The following is a 19,062-nucleotide window of genomic DNA, read 5'->3' on the forward strand; positions in this document are numbered from 1 at the left end:
GACGACGATGAAAGCGATGATCCTGAACAGGACCGCGGCTGTGGAGAGTAGTCCGCTCGTCTGTCTTGATGTCCCCATGCCGGAACCCGGTCCCGAGGATCTCCTGGTGCGGATCCGGTGCTGTGGGATCTGTCGCACCGATTTGCACGTCATCGAGGGAGAACTGACGGACCCGGCCTTGCCGCTGATCCCGGGGCATCAGGCGGTCGGCGTCGTGGAGCGGATGGGTTCCACCGTCAACGGACGGCGGGTCGGCGAGCGGGTCGGCATCGCCTGGCTTCAGGGGATCTGCGGATCCTGCGACTTCTGCCGAAGCGGACGTGAAAATCTCTGCCTCGGCGCCCGATTCACGGGGTATCAGGTGCCGGGTGGGTACGCCGAATATGCCGTGGTCCCGTCCTCCTTCGGCTATCCGATTCCGGAGACATTCAGCGACGAGGAGGCGGCACCCCTCTTGTGCGCCGGAATTATCGGCTACCGTGCCCTGCGGTTGAGCGGGATTCAACCGGGGCAGCGCCTGGGGCTGTACGGATTCGGCGCATCCGCCCATATCGCCATTCAGATCGCCCTCCATTGGGGTTGTGAGGTCTACGTGTGTTCATTGAAGCCGGAACACCGACGCTTGGCCCGTGAACTGGGCGCCCGATGGGTTGGTGGTGCGGCGGAGCCTCCACCCGTCGCCTTGCACGGCTCGATCATCTTCGCTCCGGCCGGTGAATTGGTGCCGCCGGCGTTGCGGGCGCTCGAGCGCGGCGGCACAGTGGCGCTGGCGGGGATTCACATGTCGCCGTTTCCGCCACTCGACTACGACCGGGACCTCTTCGGCGAACGGGTGATCAGAAGCGTCACGGCCAATACGAGGCAGGATGCCATGGAACTGCTGCGGGAGGCGGCCGCGATCCCGATCCGGCCGCGCAGCCGGCAATTCCGCTTGGAAGAGGCGAATCACGCGCTGCAGGCGCTCAAGGCAGGGACCATTGCGGGGGCAGGGGTCTTGACCGTTCGATGAATCGACCGACTCGGTGACCGCACAGGCTGAACGGTCACGCGCTGTGCTAGGATGAGGCGATGCGGCGAGTAATGGTAGTCGGCTTGGCGCTAGGGATCTGGGCGGGGGCAGGGCACCCCGCCGCGGCATTGGAGTTCACGGCCGATCAACTGACCAAAATCGACGGCCGAACCCACAAATCCTTCATTTATTATCGCGACCAGATGTGGCGCATCGAACATCATTCGATGGGTCCGGTCAACGTGAGCATCGTTAGGAAAGACAAGCAGGTCGTCTGGCTCCTGTTGTCCAGGATGAAGCACTTCAAGGAGGTGCCGTACGATCCGGACCAGGACCTGCGCGTGACGGAAAAACTGGATGGAGAAATCTCCCGGCAGGAGATCGGCACGGAAATCCGTGAGGGCCATCCGACGGTCTTGTACGAAGTGACCACCAAGCATGGAGAGCGAATCGAAAACTACTATCAGTGGGTCGCGACGGACATCCACTTTCCCATGAAGCTGGCGAAGAAGGACGGCAGCTGGATCGTCGAGTACCAGCACGTCAAGCTGCGGTCGGTCTCGGACTATCTATTCAATTTACCGCTCAATTTTCACCCGCTCGAAGAATTCCAGAAGGAGCTCCCGAGCCAAGTCCCGTGAGGGCACCGCGCGGTGGGGGCGGAACACATGGAGGTCGTATCGTGAGGGCCGGAATCGTGTCCTGTGCTGCAATCGCGATCTGGGGAGCGTTCGTGGGGGTCTCGCTCGCCTTGGACGTGGCCGATGTGAAGCGGGAATGGACGCGGGAGGGGAAAGCGCTGGCCGCCGAACGAATCAAGTTGCCGGCTCATGACGAGATGATCAGGATACCAGCCGGTCCGTTTCTGATGGGGAGCAACAAAAAAGTCGACCGGAACGCCTATCAACCCGAATTTCCTCAGCGGCAGGTCTATCTTGACGCGTATGACATCGACAAATTCGAAGTCACCACCGTCCAATTCCTCAAGTTCGTGCTGGTCATGAATCGAGATCCCTTGATCGACTGGCAGTACGATGGAGGCAACTTTCAGGAGACCATGGCGAACCATCCGGTCATGCACGTGACCTGGTTCGACGCCGACGCGTATTGCCGCTGGGCCGGCAAGCGGCTCCCGACCGAGGCCGAGTGGGAGAAGGCCGCCCGAGGGGACGACGGAAGGATTTACCCTTGGGGCAACGAGATGGCCGGGCTCTCTCGCGCCAATTTCGGCAGGACCGGGCTTTCGGGTCCGGTCCGAGACCGGCCCGAGCGGCTGATTCTCTACCCGCCGATCATCTCGGTCGACAAGTACGACAACGCGACCAGCCCTTACGGAGCCTTCCAGATGGTCGGAAACGTCGCCGAATGGGTTGCCGATTGGTACGACAAGGATTACTACAAGACGGCTCCGGACCGGAATCCCAAAGGGCCGGACACTGGGACGCAACGGGGCTTTCGAGGCGGCGGCTGGATTGACAGCACGCCCAGCGTGAGGGTGTCGCAGCGCAACGGCACGGAGCCCAAGACCGCGATGAATTGGCTCGGATTCCGTTGCGCGCGCGATGTCAAGGAGACACAGGAGCCGTCCGACGCCAAGCCCCAGCAGACCGGCCTCCGCTGACGGCGGCCCTTCCGGGCACAGGCGTTCGGTACGAACGGACGGCCCTCGGGCCATTTTCACGAAGCCTACTTCGCGAGCATCGGCCCGCGCGCATTGGGGTCATCCTCTGAGAGTCGTAAGCAGACCTCCCTGAGTTAGTCATATCCCTATCTGATCCCTCCGCCTAGTGTGGTGTCCCGTAAGTTCCTGTAATAATCCGTTCACCCTGAGCCGGTCGAAGGGCGCCCACTTTCAAAGAGTCTCGTTCATGGTTCGACAGGCTCGCCACGAACGAACTTCTGGGACGCAACACTAGCCGCTCGCCTCACACTTCAACGGTCCGTCGCAGGTGATTTCGCCGGCACGGATCTTCTCAATGATGGTCGGGACGATCCTCGTCAACTCGCTCCCGCGTCATGTTCCCTGACGCTGACTGGCGCGGGAGGTCAGGCTCACCCCGGAAGACATTCGGCCTTCTGACGGGGCATCCCGATTCTTCTCTCTGACTCAATAACACACGACCGCGAAGTCTCGCGGTTGTCGTGACGAGAATCACGCAATGTCGCTGTGTATCTGGCCGGTGCGCTGCCGCACATCGCGCGCATCCACAGCTTTCACCGAGGGTTGTCATCAGGTTTGAAATGAAATCTCGCGCACAGACGGTGGTATGAGAGTTGCCAAGTCTGGATCGACGGCTTCACCGACAACAGGCTTGATCTGTCCGCAATCGGTGGAGAGAAAGGAGGTGGAGTTCGAGAAGTATCTCGACATGCAGGGACGCATATCATCGGGCTTCTTATTTTCTTGAGCAAGGAGGACGTCCTCATGTTTTTCTCACGTCGACAGTTTCTGAAGATCTCGGCGGGCACCGTCGCCGCGGTCGCGGTGGCGGACAAGGTCCTGGCGTTGACGGCGTTGCAGCCGGTCATCGAAGTCGGGAATCCGCTGGGCGACTATCCGGACCGCTCCTGGGAGCGGGTGTATCACGATCAATACCGCTACGATTCCTCGTTTACCTGGGTCTGCTCTCCCAACGATACCCATGCCTGTCGAATTCGGGCGTTCGTCCGGAACGGCGTGGTCATGCGGGTGGAGCAGAACTACGACCATCAAACCTACGAAGATCTCTACGGCAACCGCGGCACCTTTGCGCACAATCCACGCATGTGCTTGAAGGGATTCACGTTCCATCGTCGCGTGTACGGCCCCTATCGGTTGAAGGGGCCCTTGATGCGGAAGGGCTGGAAGCAGTGGATGGACGACGGCTCACCGGAACTGACGCCGGAGACGAAACGGAAGTACAAGTTCGACAGTCGTTTTCTCGACGACATGATCCGGGTCTCCTGGGATACGGCCTTCACCTACGCGGCCAAGGGTCTGATTCTGATCGGGACTCGGTACAGCGGCGAAGCCGGGGCCAGACGCCTGCGCGAGCAGGGGTACGCGCCGGAAATGATCGAAATGATGAAAGGGGCTGGTACCCGCTGCTTCAAACATCGCGCCGGCATGCCGATTCTCGGCTTGCTGGGCAAGCACGGCAATACCCGGTTCAACAACAGCGTTCTGGCGTTGCTCGATGCCTGGATCAGAAAAGTCAGCCCGGAGCAGGCGCAGGGCGGCCGCTACTGGAACAACTATACGTGGCACGGCGACCAGGATCCCTCCCAACCGTGGTGGAACGGCACCCAGAACTGCGATACCGACCTCTCAGACATGCGCTTCTCCAAGCTGAACACCAGTTGGGGCAAGAACTTCGTCGAGAACAAGATGCCGGAAGCGCACTGGAAGCTCGAATCCATCGAGCGCGGCGCGCGTCTTGTGGTCATCACACCGGAGTACAATCCGACGGCCCAGCGGGCCGACTACTGGATTCCGGTTCGTCCCGAGACGGACGGCGCCTTGTTCCTCGGCGCCAGCCGGATCATCGTCGAGGAGAATCTGCAGGACATCGATTTTCTGAAACAGTACACGGATATGCCGCTGTTGGTGCGGACCGATACCTTGCAGTACTTGGATCCGCGCGACGTCATCGCCGACTATGCGCTCCCCGATTTCAGCAAGTCGTATTCGGGGCGTATTCAGGGTCTGAAGCCCGAGTACATCCAGCGGCTGGGCGGCATGATGGTCTGGGATCTCAACAAGAAGCAGGCGGTGCCGCTCCACCGCGAACAGGTGGGATGGCATTTCAACGAGGCAGGTATCGACGCGGCGCTCACAGGGACGTATCGCGTGAAGCTGGTTAATGGCCGCGAAGTCGACGTCGCGCCGATTTACCAACTCTACATGGTGCACTTCCAAGACTACGATCTCGACACCGTGCATCAGATCAACCGGTCGCCCAAGGACCTGATCGTTCGCTGGGCACGGGACTCGGGCACGATCAAGCCCGCCGCGATCCACAACGGCGAAGGCGTCTGCCACTATTTCCACATGACATCGATGGGACGGGCGGCGGCGCTCGTGCTCATTCTGACCGGCAACATCGGGAAATTCGGCAGCGGATGCCACACGTGGTCCGGTAATTACAAGGTGGGGATTTGGAATGCCACGCCTTGGTCCGGAGCGGGATCCGGGGTCCATTTGGCGGAAGACCCGTGGCACTCGAATCTGGATCCGAACGCGCACGGGAAGGAAATCAAATACAAGTCCTACTACTACGGCGAAGAGCCGGGCTACTGGAACCATGGCGACACCGCCCTGATCGTCAACACGCCGAAGTACGGACGCAAGGTGTTCACGGGCAAGACCCACATGCCGAGCCCGAGCAAGGTCCGGTGGGTCGTCAACGTCAACATTCTCAACAATTCCAAACACCACTATGACATGGTGCGCAACGTGGATCCGAACATCGAGATGATCGTGACCCAGGACATCGAGATGACCTCGGACGTCAACCACGCCGACATCGCCTTTGCCTGCAACTCCTGGATGGAATTCACCTATCCGGAAATGACGGCGACGGTGTCGAATCCGTGGATTCAGCTCTGGAAGGGCGGCATCCGGCCGCTGTACGACACCCGCAATGACCTGGATACGTTCGCCGGGGTGGCGGCCAAGATGTCGGACATGACCGGTGAGACGCGCATGAAGGATGTCTTCCACTTCGTGTATCAGAACCGCGTCGATGTCTACGCGCAGCGCGTGCTCGACGCCTCAAGCACGTTGTACGGCTACAGCGCCGACGTGATGCTGAAGTCGGAGAAGGGCTGGATGGTCATGGTGCGGACCTATCCCCGCCATCCGCTCTGGGAAGAGGTCAACGAGAGCAAGCCGCAGTGGACGCGATCCGGACGGTTGGAGACCTATCGTGTGGAGCCGGAGGCGATCGAGTACGGGGAAAACTTCATCGTGCACCGGGAAGGCCCGGAGGCGACCCCGTATCTGCCGAACTCGATCTTCACAACCAACCCGTACGTCCGACCGGACGACTACGGCATTCCGATCACGGCGCAGCACCATGACGACAAGACGGTGCGCAACATCAAGCTGCCCTGGTCGGAAATCAAGCAACATGCCAACCCGTTGTGGGAGAAGGGCTACCAGTTCTACTGCGTGACCCCGAAGACCCGGCACCGGGTGCACAGCCAGTGGTCGGTGAACGACTGGGTGCAGATTTACGAGTCGAATTTCGGCGATCCGTACCGCATGGACAAGCGGACGCCGGGCGTCGGCGAGCACCAGTTGCACATCAACCCGCAGGCGGCCAAAGACCGCGGCATCAACGACGGCGACTACGTCTATGTGGACGGCAACCCGGTGGACCGGCCCTATCGCGGCTGGAAACCCTCGGATCCGTTCTACAAGGTCGCGCGCTTGATGATCCGGGCGAAGTACAACCCGGCCTATCCGTACCACGTGACGATGGCGAAGCACGCCCCGTACGTGTCGACGGCGAAGTCGGTGAAGGGCCACGAGACTCGGCCGGACGGTCGGGCCATCGCGGTGGACACCGGCTATCAGTCCAACTTCCGGTATGGGGCCCAACAGTCCTTTACCCGGTCGTGGCTGATGCCGATGCACCAGACCGACTCCCTCCCGGGCAAACATGCGATTGCCTGGAAGTTCAAGTGGGGCTATGCGATCGACCACCACGCGGTCAATACGACGCCGAAGGAATGTCTGATCCGCATCACCAAGGCGGAAGACGGCGGCATCGGCGCGCGGGGCCCGTGGGAACCGGTTCGCACCGGCTTCACCCCGGGACAGGAGAACGAGTTCATGATCAAGTGGCTCAAAGGTGAGCACATCAAGATCAAGGTGTAAGGCTGACGGGACGGGCTCCGTTTCGTCCGCGAAACGGAGCCCGTCCCCGTACCCAATGAAGTGAGCATGCTAAGAAGGATCGACGTAGTGACATGCTCGCCTGCCTGTCGGCGTGTAAGCCGAAATGAACGAACGAGAATGGGGAGAGGCAACAGGTTCAAAAGCAAACCTGTAACCAGTCCCCCAAGGAGGATTCACAATGCCAGAAGTCTATAACTGGCAACTGGGACGGAAGATGCTGTATCCGTATGAGGAGCGGCATCCGAAGTGGCAGTTTGCCTTTGTGTTCAATATCAACCGGTGTTTGGCGTGTCAGACGTGTTCGATGGCGGACAAGTCGACCTGGCTGTTTTCGAAGGGCCAGGAATACATGTGGTGGAACAACGTGGAGACCAAGCCGTACGGGGGGTATCCGCAGTTCTACGACGTGAAGATCACGCAGTTGATCGAGCAAGTGAACCCGGGGGGGCAGGTGTGGAACGTGCGGGTGGGCCGCAAGCACCATGCGCCCTACGGGGTGTTCGAAGGGATGACCATTTTTGACGCGGGGGCCAAGGTGGGCCAGGCGGCGATTGGGTACATTCCGACGGACCAGGAATGGCGCTTCGTGAACATCTACGAGGACACGGCGACCTCGATGCGCTCGTTGGTGGAGGGCATTGATCGGTCGGGGTTCTCGCGCGATGAGCCGTGGCGGCTGTCCGGCAGTTCGCTGCCGGAGCACGAGACGTTCTTCTTCTACCTGCAGCGGATTTGCAATCACTGCACCTACCCCGGCTGTTTGGCCGCCTGCCCGCGCAAGGCGATCTATAAGCGGCCGGAGGACGGCATCGTGTTGATCGACCAGAACCGGTGCCGGGGGTACAAGAAGTGCGTGGAGCAGTGTCCGTTCAAGAAGCCGATGTACCGGGGGACGACCCGGGTGTCGGAGAAGTGCATTGCGTGCTATCCCCGGATCGAGGGGAAGGACCCGCTGACGGGCGGCGAGCCGATGGAAACGCGCTGTATGGCGGCCTGCGTGGGGAAGATCCGCATGCAGAGCCTGGTGCGCATCGGCGAGGACGGCCTGTGGGCGGAGGATCGGTGGCACCCCCTGTACTACACCATTCGGGTGGAGCAGGTGGCGCTGCCCTTGTATCCGCAGTGGGGCACGGAGCCCAATGGCTACTACATTCCGCCGCGGCACAGCCCGCGGGGCTATGCCCGGCAGATGTTCGGCCCGGGCGTGGACAATGCCATTGAGAAGTATCTGGTGCCGAGCCGGGAGTTGTTGGCGGTCCTCCAGCTCTGGAGAGCCAGCCAGCAGATCGTCTTCCGGTATGACGTCATTCCGGGCCCGAAGGTGTTTGAGACCCAGATTCACGGCAAGCGGTTCGAGATGTACAACGATACCGTGCTGGGCTTCAACAAGTCGGGCAAGGAAGTGGCGCGCATTCAGGTCGAAGAGCCGATCTATGTCAGACCCGCCGAACGGGTGAACTGGCTGTAGGCCGGCCCGGCAAGCCCGCGGACTCCGGTCCGCGGGCGGTCGAGCACGGAAGGGCAGAGTCTGCATCGCAAGACTCTGCCCTTCGTCTATCAGCCCCGCCCCGGATGACCTCGTACGGTGCGGAGCTTGGGATCGGAAGGAAGGGCGCGGTGCAACGACGGAGCACAGTCTGGGCGTACCTTGGCACGGGCCTCCTCCTTCTGCTGTTTTTTGCAGCGGAGCAAGCCTATATGCTCAAGCAGTGGCACGAGGCTTCCGACACGCAGGAACTCCGCAATGCGATCACGGTGCAAGTTCTGCAGCTTCGGCGGCTGGCGACCGATATCGACAGCGGGTTTCGCGGATACGCGCTGATGCGGCAGAGCGTGTTCCTCGTGCCGGTGGTGGCGGCCGAAGCGGAAATTTCGCGCGCGTTGGAGCGGTTGACCGAGCTGACGGAGAAGACTCCGCCGCTTCAGGGGGGCGTCCAGGTGCTCAAGCGGCGTTTGGAAGAATTGGTCGAGACGAAACGCCGGCTGACGTTCATGATCGGATCGGGTCAGCAGGAAGAAGTCCTCAGCTATGTTCGCAGCGGGGAGGGCGTGGCGCTGGCCCAGACGATTACCCACGTGTTCGACGATTTGGATGCCAAGATCGAGCGGGAGTTCGGCGAGGCGGACCTATCTCAATCCGGACCATGGAGGCAGGTCATGTGGCAGCTCGTGGCGGCTCAGGCCGGCGCCGTGGTCGTCGGCCTGCTCATCATGAAACTGCTGTCGGTCGTCTTTGCCGTTCCCCGCCGAGTGGAGACGTGAAGCGGGACGAGTCGTGGTCCGGTCTGTCGCGGGCCGATCGCCGTGGGGTTCGATTGCGACTCCGGTGAGAGAATCGGCAATCGAGCAAAGGTCAACGTCCGGGAAGTCAAGCGCCGGATCGCACGATTCGACACCGTACGCGCTCCCGCCTTGCGCTCGGGCGAAGGGCTCACGTATCCTGTTCAACGAGGCTCCGAAGGGAGCCTTTCTAGTCGCGGAGAGACGCGGATGCGGAATCACGATGAAAGCTATCGCGCATTGCTCGCCGTCACCAATGTGCTGAATTCCCAGCGCGACACGGACAGCCTCTGGCGCGCCATCACCGAGCAGATCAGAAAGGTTCTGCCGTGGGAGCGGGCCGGCGTCACCCTGTACAATCCTGACAGCGATTCGTTCAGGTTCTACGCCGTGGAAACGACATTGCCGCATCGGGAGTTGCCGCGTGACGCGGTCATTCCCAAGGTCGGTAGCGCCGTGGGGTGGGTACACGAGAATCGGACCAGCCACGTCCGCCCGGACCTCCGGCGTCAACGGCTGTTTCTTGAGGACGACTACTACCTGCGCGAGGGATTGGGCCGCATGATCAACTCGCCGCTCATGGTGGGCAACGCCTGTATCGGAACGTTGAACATCGGCAGCGTGGAATGCGGGGATCCTGACCCCACAGATCTGGAATTCCTTCAGCACGTGGCCACTCAGATCGCATACGCGATCGACCATGTCCAGGCGTACGAACAGATCGATCGGCTGCGGCATCAGCTGGCCCGCGAAAACGAATACCTGGTCGAGGAGCTGAAGCTCACGCACAACTTCGGCGCGATGGTGGGGTTGAGCGCGCCGTTCCGAACCGCCCTGATGCAGGCGGAGGCCGTAGGATCGACCGGCACCACGGTGCTGGTCACCGGGGAGACCGGCACGGGAAAGGAACTCATGGCGCGGGCCATCCATGAGCTGAGTGTCCGCCGGGACAAACCGTTCGTTCGCGTGAATTGCGCGGCGCTTCCGATGGGCTTGGTCGAAAGCGAGCTGTTCGGCCACGAGCGAGGCGCGTTTACCGGCGCAGACCAACGGCGCGCGGGTCGCTTTGAGCTGGCCAACGGCGGCACGCTCTTTTTGGACGAAATCGGCGAGATGCCGCTCGAAGCCCAGGCCAAGCTGCTCCGCGTCCTTGAGGACGGGTTGGTGGACCGTGTCGGCGGCACGCACCCTGTTCCAGTCGACGTCCGCATCGTCGCCGCGACGAATTCGGATCTGGTCACCGCCGTCAACGAAGGACGGTTTCGCCAGGACTTGTACTATCGGCTGCACGTGTTTCCCATCACCTTACCGCCGCTGCGGGAGCGGCGAGAAGACATCCCGCTTCTCGCGCGACATTTTCTTGAGGCCTATCGGGCAAAATTGAAACGCCCGATGTTGGAGTTGAGCGCGGAGTCGATGTCGCGCCTCACGGGCTATTCCTGGCCCGGCAATGTGCGCGAGCTGCAGAATGTGATCGAACGGGCCGTCATCTTGGCGCGCACGCCCGTCGTCACCATTGAACCCCAGGCCCTGGCCACGGGAGGCGGCGAGGCTGAATCGACATCCAACCTCGTCGACGTCGAGCGACGTCACATCCTGCGCGTGCTGGAGTCCGTGCATTGGCGGATCTATGGGACGTACGGAGCGGCGGCGCAGCTCGGGATGAATCCCAGCACCCTCCGAAGCCGCATGAAGAAACTCGGACTCAGCCGACCCGTCAATCTTCCCTTGGTCTAAGCGGTCCAGCAATCCGCGACTGCTCGCGGATCTCCGTGACATTTCGCGATCGTCTCCCCGTCCATTCCGGCTCTCGCGAAAGCGGGCGCCCTGCTTCCTTTGAATACTCGGAGGAATTCGTCGATCTCCCGCCGCCGCATCTTCGGCATGCCTGTTGCTCCCTGCGATTCGTTGTGCAGGCCGACGATATTGCCATGTTCTCTGCTCGGACGGCGGAGCCGTCATCAGAGAGGGACAGTAATCCGAAGAACCTCGAATACGGCATCCACCTGTACGCGCTTCCGTAGACCAGTTTCGAGGCTCCGACGGCGCCGCGGGATCGCGGCGTGACCTGGCCGAGGGCATCCACCGGTAGAGCAAAATTGTGGCCGTTTCGGCCAGACGTGTGATCCAAACTCTTGAGAGGGGAAACTATCATGCAGAGGCGTGGTACGCAGTATCGTTCGTGGGCAGGAATTCTGTGCGCGGTGACTCTGATTCTGGCGGGCAACGACGCGGAGGCTCAATCCACCACTCATGATACCCATCATGAGAATGAGGGTGCACCGACGACGGCCGCGTGGGCTGAACGATTGAAAGGCCAGACGATCGTCGAGGACACGATGGAGGGTCGTCCGGACCGCACGGCGATGGTCGAACGCCAGCATCATCGCATCATGGAGCAGATGGAACGCGACGCCGAGGCGCAACGGGCGAGCGGGTATTTCAACAACGTGAATATGATGCACCAATACGGCGCCGGTAACCAGGACGTGCTGCTGATATCCGACTCAGGCGCCGAGCCCGTGCAGACGGGAGGCGGGCGCTGCCCAGCGGCCGCGCCGGTCCGGAAGTACGACGTTTCGGCGATCAACGTCGAGATTTCGCTCAACATGTGGCTCGACTATTACCCAGGCTACATGTACGTGTTGACCGAGAACATCGAGCATGTGCGCGAAGAGGAAGCCGCGAATCGCGCGGCCCGCGAAAAGGACGGCTACGATCCCGGGGCCGTCAAAAACGGATTGCAGAGTCAGTGGATTCAGCCGCTGGTGATCCGGGGCAATCAAGGAGACTGCGTCAAGATGACGCTGCGCAATCAACTCGAGGGTGGGGAGGAAGTCAGTCTCAATATCCATGGATCCAGCATGGTGGTCGCGTCGACCGGTCAGCCGGCGACGACGACGAACCCGGACAGTGTGGTGGCTCAAGGCAAGGCCGCGGAGTTCGAATGGTATATCCCGCCGACGCAACAGGAGGGCGGGCGCCAGTTCCATTCCTACAGCAATGATCGCGAGTTGACGGTGATGGGCCTGTTCGGGGCCTTCGTCGTCGAACCGAAGGGATCCGAGTACCTGGATCCGATCGGCAGCGGCGATCCGACGCCGATGGCCAGCGGATGGCAGGCGATCATCAAGAACGGCACCGGTCCGGATTTTCGTGAATTTGTGCTGATGTATCACGAAGTCGGCGACGAGGCCTTCAGGCCGCTGAACAAGAAGGGCGATTTTCTCCCACAGCGCGATCCGTTGACCGACGTCTACCGGCCGGTGGCTCGCGCCCTCAACTATCGTAGCGAGCCCTTCGGCATCGACAACATGCAGACGCAGCACGAGTACTTCGGGTTCGAAGACGAATCCATGGCCTACAGCGCCTATACGTTCGGTGATCCGGCGACCACCGTCCCGCGCAGCTATCTGGGAGATCCGGCCAAGTTTCGCTTAGTGCACGGGGGATCGGAGGTCTTTCACTCCCACCATCCTCATGGCGGGTCGATCCGGTGGCCGCGCAGCCCGCGCGCGATCGATGAAATGCCCTTGTGGCATACGGCCAAGAACGGGCCGGTCAAGTACCCGGTGATCAGGACCAAGTCCGACCGGGTCGACGTCGAGGTCATCGGTCCGTCCGAGACGATGGACCTGGAGACGGAATGCGGCTCGGGCCTCTGTCAGCAATTGGCCGGCGACTTCCTGTTCCATTGCCACGTCGCGCACCACTACATCGCCGGCATGTGGGGGTATTGGCGGGTCTACAACACGTTGCAGCAAGGGGAGGTCCACAATGATACGATGCCGGCTCTTCGCGAACTCCCAGACCGGACGGGTCGTATTCAAGCCGGTGTGACATCGGATCAGCTCATCGGTCGCACAGTGGACTGGTTCGGCAAGACGTTCACCATCGTCAAGGATGGGAAGACGGATTGGAAGGCTTTGCCTGCCGTGGTCCAGGTAAAGGATTGGGTCGCCATGCAGCTGCCGCCGCAGGGGCAGCCGGGCCACAAAGACGACGAACGAGGCCAGACCAACTCGTACGACGCCAGCGTGTTGGATTGGGCGTGGCAGGGGGACCGTGCGATGACTGAGCGGGAGAATACGGTGGAGAATCCGCGATATCAATCGACGGCACCCGGCAAGCGACTGCCGATCCTGTTCGAGAGCGCCACCGGCAAGATCGCCTGGCCGCATCTGAAGCCGCACTTCGGCCGACGCGTGCCCTTCTCCCAGAACCACAATCCGTCTCCGTGGCTCGACATGATCCATTTGGAGGAAGACGGAGCGCCCAGCTCCTATCCGGCAAAGCCGGGAGAGAACGGGCGCTGGAGCATGTGTCCGGAGAACGCAGGCTCCAAGAAGTATAACGTGCATTTCATTCAGACGCCGATGACGCTCGCCGACAAGCAGGGCGATACGCCGGCGATCGAGGACAAGGACGGCCTGATTTATGTGTTGCACGAGGAAGAGGCTCAGGTTCGGAAAAGCGCGATCAAGTATCCGCTCGTCGTGCGGGCGAATATCTACGATTGTATCGATTGGATGCTCACCAGCGAGTGGGAAGACGACGACCATATCAACTTCCATTCGTCGAAGATCAACACGCACTGGCATTTTCTGCAATTCGACAACCAATCGTCAGACGGTGTGATCACCGGGTTTTCGTACGAGCAGTCGGTGCGTCCGTTCACGATGTTACAGAAAAAGGTCAACAAAGGGCTGCCGTTGCCGATGAATACGACGTTCACCAAGGCCGCCAAGAAGGGCGAGCGGGTGATCACGGTCAAGAATGCCGCTCAGTACCATCCGAACGTGGAGCTTCTGATCGGTGCGGACAATGTCGGAGGCAACGAAATCGGACGCGTGAAGTCCATCAAGGGAAACCAGATCACGTTGTATCGACCCTTGAGGAATGACCATCCGGTGAACGATATCGTGACGGTCGAGTTCGTCCGCCAGCGATTCTGGGTGGACTCCGACGTGGGCACCGTCTTCTGGCACGATCACGCGTTGGGTCGGGTGACCTGGCCGCACGGTGGGTTCGGGACGATCATCATCGAACCGGTCGGTTCAACGTATCACGATCCGAAGACGGGCAAGCCGATTAGGAGCGGACCGTTGGCCGACATCCGGACCGCCGAACCGGTGGGCTACGGAGTCAACGGCAGCTTCCGCGAGTTGCTGGTGCAGCTCAATGACACCGTGCCGCACACGGTGAACATCGTCACGGCGGGGAATCCCCCTGGGCAGCCGATCGAGGTGGCCCTCGAGGCCGGGAAAACCGTATCGTTCCCGATGCCGGAGAATATTCCGATGACGCCGATGCCCTTCCTCAACGGCGGGACTCATACGACAGGAGGCGGCTTGAATTTCAAGGCCGAACCTATCTCCAGCCGCTTGCTGTCGAATCCGGATGCGTCCAAGCTGTTCAGCAGCGCCGTTCACGGCGATCCCTACACGCCGATGGTGCGCGCGTATCTGGGCGACACGGTGGTGTTCCGCCTGCTTCAGACCATGGCGAACGAAACGATGGTCTGGACGCTGTCCGGCCATACGTATCTGACCGAACGCTATGCGGGCGACGCCAACCGGAAGAACTCGATTCATATCGGAATCGCCGAACGCTACGATCTCGTGGTTCCGCAAGCCGGAGGCCCGCGGCTTCAGCCTGGGGACTACATCCACTTCAACGGCCGCACCTCCAAGCTCTCGGAAGGTGCGTGGAGCATCATGCGGGTGCTGGATAAAGAAGCGCCGGACCTGCAGAAGCTGCCGGCCGGCTACAGCCGCAGGAACAACATCCCGCAGCCGCTTCCGGTCTGTCCGCCGGACGCTCCGGTGAAAAGCTTCAACGTGGCGGCGTTGGATTATCCCTCGATGAAGCTGAATCTGAAGGCTCCTGATGTGATCGAAGTGGACTTCGAACGGACGATCCAAATGGTGAACCCCAACGCGAAGATCTACGCGTTGGAGGAGGAAGTCGCCAGGGTTGGCAGCGGGCTGCAGCCGATGCCACTGACGTTGCGGGCCAATGTCGGAGACTGTCTCAAAATCAAACTGACCAACCGGATGAAGGAGGGTCGAGCCTCGTTCTCCGCCATCGGTTTGGCATTCGACCCCAAAGATTCGCTCGGGGCGAACGTCGGGAACAATCCCGGCGATCAGACGGTTTCGCCGGGAGAGAGCCGCACCTACACGTACTATGCGGACCCATTCCTGGGAGAGACCGCATCGCTGGTATGGGACTGGGGCAATGTGATGCTCAATCCTCGGAGCGGACTCTATGGAGCGGTGGTGATCGGTCCGAAGGGCGCCCAGTATCGGGATCCCAAGACCGGTGCAGATATCTCGACCAAGAACAGCTGGGTGGCCGATGTCATCGTAGACCGGACCATTCAGGGGTATGAGCACCGCGTCAACTACCGCGATGTGGCGCTGTTCTTCCAGGACGAGGACAATATCATCGGGACGAGCTTCATGCCCTACGTGCAGAACACGGCGGGTTTGACCGCCGTCAACTACCGTGCGGAACCCTATAGGTTCCGCCAGGACACCGGGTGCAGCCTGGGGAAGGTGTTCCAGCCCTGCGTGGTGGACAAGCCTGAGGATCCTGCGACCCCGATCATCGAGGCCCATGCCGGAGATCCGGTGCGGATCCACGTGTTTGGGGCCAGCAACGAGCAGAACGGCATGTTCAGCGTCGAACGTCATGAATGGCCGATCGAGCCCTTCATGCGCGGAGCCGACATGATCAGCGTGGTGGAGTTCTCAGGGTCTGAGACCCTGGATGCCTTCCTCCCTAGCGCCGGAGGCCCATTCCGAATGCCGGGCGACTATGTCTGGAGCAACCAGCGGCTGCCCTATTCGCAGTCCGGGCAATGGGGCTATCTGCGCGTGCTCCCTGCAGGCGACCAGCGCATCAAAGGCCTATCGAGCATTCGTCCGGGGGTCAAGCAGGCCGACTCCGAGACTCCGCCTCGGATCGGTCCTGTGTCTTCCGTGATGCGCTGATCGGATCTGCCGGCGCGATCGACGGGGGGAAACCCGTGGCCCGGGTTTCCCCCCCCGCCTGATTATCTATGCGCCTCGTTTTCTCTTGAGCAGGGCCGGCGCCACTGTCGCGGCTTCCTTGACCAGGATGCCCATCTTCGGATGGGAGGGTTCGACGTCGACCGGGATGTCGTAGTGCCTGAGGCGCTCGCTGGCGGTGGGCCCGATGGAAGCCACCACCAGCCGCTGGCAGGCAGCTCGAAAGGTCTCGGTTCGGCCCGTGCGCTCGACCAACTGCATGACGTGATCAATCTGAGCCGCGTTCGTCACCAACAGCACGTCGATCGCGCCCTGTACGATTTCCTCGATCGCTCCTGCAAGCGGCGCCGTGTCGACCGGCATAGCCCATCGGTAAACCGGCACGGCGAAGACGTCCGCTCCCCTGGTTTTGAGATCGTTGATCAGGTCTGGATTGGACATGCCGTATTCCTGCACGGCGATCCGCAACCCCTGCACAGGCCTGTAATAGTCGAGCGTCGCGACAACGTCCTGCCAGGTATTCGGTTCCGGCACGGTCAGATTCGATTCCACGCCGATATGTTTCAGCGCGGCCAGCGGTTTCGGCCCTCGTGTCACGATCATGGTGTGCTTCAGGGCGTCAATGAGTTGCGCGAGCGGGTAGCGGATTTGTAGGGTTTCGAGCAGCGCTCTGGTGCCGACGCCGGTGAGCAGGATCAGAATATCGATCTGGCGGAGCATGAGTTTCACGCCGAACCGAAGGACGGCGCCGTTATCCTGGAGCGGAATGGGAATTTCGCGAAGGGCCGGGGTCACCAGCGGCGTGCCGCCGGCGTGCTCGATCAGCCGGCCCATCTCCTTAGCCATGCGGCTCTCGAACGACAGCATGCGCAGCGTTCGTCCGGTCGTCTCGCCGTCTGCCGGCTGAGGCTTGACCGCTTCGGAGACCGGCGCCTGGCTCACAAGAGGAGCTTCGACGGAGCGAGGCTCGTCGGGATCACCGTCGATAGAGAGCAGTGCCACGACGTCCGCCAGTTCTTCGAGGAGAGGGTGGATGGCCGGCTCGTGCTCCGTCACGGTCGCCCCGAGCAAGTCCAGCCAGAACAGGCAGTGGTCGGCGTCGTTCGCCGCATCGCGCCGTCTGGCCGGGTCCTCTGTCTTCGAGGCTGACCGGGCAAGAGAACGGCAACTCGCGGCCAACAAGGCGGCTGCCTTGACGACCGAGGGTTCGAGCGCCAGAGTTTCAGGGGTTCTCGGAAGTGTGCCGAATAGCTTGAGCACGCCCACGGCCAATTGCCGGCTCTTGGTCCTGAGCAGCTCGGCCTGATCGGATCGAGTCATGACCTTCTTGTACCATGACGGAAGAGGGATCCTCAGCGCAAACCATTATTTCGCATCCCGCGCGCAACGAAAGCCGGTCGATTCGTTCCGGACGGTTGGATCGCTCTCCACGCGGGTGAAAATGCGGACCGTGGGGGTTTCATTCTGCCATCCGGACCCGCGAAGCACCCGCTTGGTTCCGTCGTCGGGCCCTCTGGGATTCTTACTGGGGCTTTTTTCGTAATACCGCGGATCGTACCAGTCGTGCACCCACTCCCAGACGTTTCCCGCCATGTCGTAGGCACCGTAGGGGCTCTTTCCCGCCTCATAACTCCCGACCGGCATGAGGGTCTTTTCTCCGATCCATTTTTGATTGAAGTTCAGATGCTTGTTGGTGGGTTCGACGTTCCCCCACGGGAAGCGGTGGTCGGTATTGCCCTTGGCGGCCTTTTCCCATTCGGCTTCCGTCGGCAGTCGTTTGCCCGCCCAGTGACAGTAGGCGTCCGCATCGGCCCAATCCACGTTTACGACCGGCCGGTTGGCAAGCATCTCGGAAACCGTCTCGCCTTGCCAGAGATTCCTAGTCGGATTCTTTGGGTTTTGGGGCACGCGGTGGCCCGTGGCTTTGACAAATGCCTGATACCGAGCATTGGTCACTTCGTAGAGGTCGATCTCGTAGGAATCCAGGTAGACTTCGTGGCGGGGGTATTCATCCCGACCTCCGTCCCGATCTCCGGGTGGCACGCCCATCGGGAACGGTCCGGCCGGCACCTCCACCATCGGAGCCTCGTCGCCCCCGGACGATACCGCGTCGACCGCGCAAGCTGCAGGAGGTAGGCACAAGACGACGGCGACGATCAGCGACGAGAGCGAACACCACATCATGCAATTCTCCTTGTTGGGATGGCTGGTACACGGCATCGTAACACAGCCGTCCGACGGTTCGCAGCCGGATCAGCCGCGCCGGAAAATCGAATTGACGACGGAGCGGGCGTTACCTACTATAACGGGCGGAGAGACCGGTATGGATGTTCCCGCTCATCGTGGCTTGCGGCATGTGGCGCTCCGCGTCACCAACTTGACACGCTCCCGGGCCTTTTATGAGCAGCTGTTGGGAATGGCGGTGGTATGGGAACCGGATGCCGACAATGTGTATTTCAGCTCCGGGACGGACAATCTGGCGTTGCATCAAATCAGCCCGGGCGAACTGCAGGCCTATTCTGCGGCGACCGGGCAGCTGTTGGATCATCTGGGCGTGATCGTCGAGAGCCCCCAAGCGGTCGATCGCATGTATGCCGCGATTGAGCCGAAGCTCGCCTCACTGGGAGGAGCGATCACCAAGAAACCGAAGCAGCATCGAGACGGCAGCTACTCGTTTTACTTCTCCGATCCCGACGGCAACGTCATTCAAGCGCTGTACGAACCGACCATCAGCAGGCTGCGGTTCAGTGCTGAGACATGAGTGCCGAGAAAGGCGATTGTGCCGGGAGGATGCACAGCAAGCACGTTCGAGGATCTTATCACCCCTCGCATTCGTACGTCGCTCGTGACACCCGGTATGTTGACGCTGCAGG

At 61.2% G+C, this 19,062-nt stretch carries 11 protein-coding genes; 9 read left to right on the forward strand and 2 right to left on the reverse strand.

From position 1 onward, the window contains the following. Positions 1–7: 7 nt before the first annotated feature. The 8 genes from P0111_02255 to P0111_02290 all read left to right on the forward strand — a co-directional run bounded on the left by P0111_02255 (position 8) and on the right by P0111_02290 (position 16,171). Positions 8–1,009: a zinc-dependent alcohol dehydrogenase family protein gene (locus P0111_02255; protein ID MDF0642828.1), complete on the forward strand. Its 1,002-nt coding sequence runs from the start codon at positions 8–10 to the stop codon at positions 1,007–1,009. A 59-nt stretch (positions 1,010–1,068) separates the two neighbouring features. Continuing rightward, positions 1,069–1,650, forward strand: a complete 582-nt coding sequence (locus P0111_02260) for a hypothetical protein (GenBank protein MDF0642829.1) — start codon at positions 1,069–1,071, stop codon at positions 1,648–1,650. Positions 1,651–1,691: 41 nt separating this feature from the next. Then, entirely contained in the window at positions 1,692–2,630 is a 939-nt protein-coding gene (locus P0111_02265) for an SUMF1/EgtB/PvdO family nonheme iron enzyme (protein MDF0642830.1), read from the forward strand. 804 nt (positions 2,631–3,434) lie between these two features. Beyond that, complete coding sequence (locus P0111_02270) at positions 3,435–6,872, forward strand: molybdopterin-dependent oxidoreductase (protein MDF0642831.1); 3,438 nt, start codon at positions 3,435–3,437, stop codon at positions 6,870–6,872. A gap of 199 nt (positions 6,873–7,071) precedes the next feature. Beyond that, the gene (locus tag P0111_02275; GenBank protein ID MDF0642832.1) at positions 7,072–8,361 is read left to right on the forward strand and encodes a nitrate oxidoreductase subunit beta; all 1,290 of its coding nucleotides are present in this window, start codon (positions 7,072–7,074) and stop codon (positions 8,359–8,361) included. Positions 8,362–8,510: 149 nt separating this feature from the next. Beyond that, the gene (locus P0111_02280; GenBank protein ID MDF0642833.1) at positions 8,511–9,155 is read left to right on the forward strand and encodes a CHASE3 domain-containing protein; all 645 of its coding nucleotides are present in this window, start codon (positions 8,511–8,513) and stop codon (positions 9,153–9,155) included. Between the two features lie 228 nt (positions 9,156–9,383). Next, positions 9,384–10,910, forward strand: a complete 1,527-nt coding sequence (locus P0111_02285; GenBank protein ID MDF0642834.1) for a sigma 54-interacting transcriptional regulator — start codon at positions 9,384–9,386, stop codon at positions 10,908–10,910. Between the two features lie 416 nt (positions 10,911–11,326). Continuing rightward, on the forward strand, positions 11,327–16,171 hold the full coding sequence (locus P0111_02290; GenBank protein MDF0642835.1) for a multicopper oxidase domain-containing protein: 4,845 nt from the start codon (positions 11,327–11,329) through the stop codon (positions 16,169–16,171). Positions 16,172–16,237: 66 nt separating this feature from the next. On the opposite strand, the gene P0111_02295 is transcribed toward P0111_02290, so the two are convergent. After that, a complete protein-coding gene (locus P0111_02295; protein ID MDF0642836.1) occupies positions 16,238–17,509 on the reverse strand; it encodes a uroporphyrinogen-III synthase in 1,272 nt (423 codons plus the stop codon). Between the two features lie 45 nt (positions 17,510–17,554). Beyond that, positions 17,555–18,373 (reverse strand): SUMF1/EgtB/PvdO family nonheme iron enzyme, encoded by an 819-nt coding sequence (locus P0111_02300; protein ID MDF0642837.1) that lies wholly within the window; start codon positions 18,371–18,373, stop codon positions 17,555–17,557. On the opposite strand from P0111_02300, the gene P0111_02305 reads away from it, so the two are divergent. After that, positions 18,372–18,950: a VOC family protein gene (locus P0111_02305; GenBank protein ID MDF0642838.1), complete on the forward strand. Its 579-nt coding sequence runs from the start codon at positions 18,372–18,374 to the stop codon at positions 18,948–18,950. The two genes, P0111_02300 and P0111_02305, sit on opposite strands and share 2 nt — an antisense overlap. Positions 18,951–19,062 lie beyond the last annotated feature (112 nt).

The organism is Nitrospira sp. (genome assembly GCA_029194535.1).
GTDB lineage: Bacteria > Nitrospirota > Nitrospiria > Nitrospirales > Nitrospiraceae > Nitrospira_C.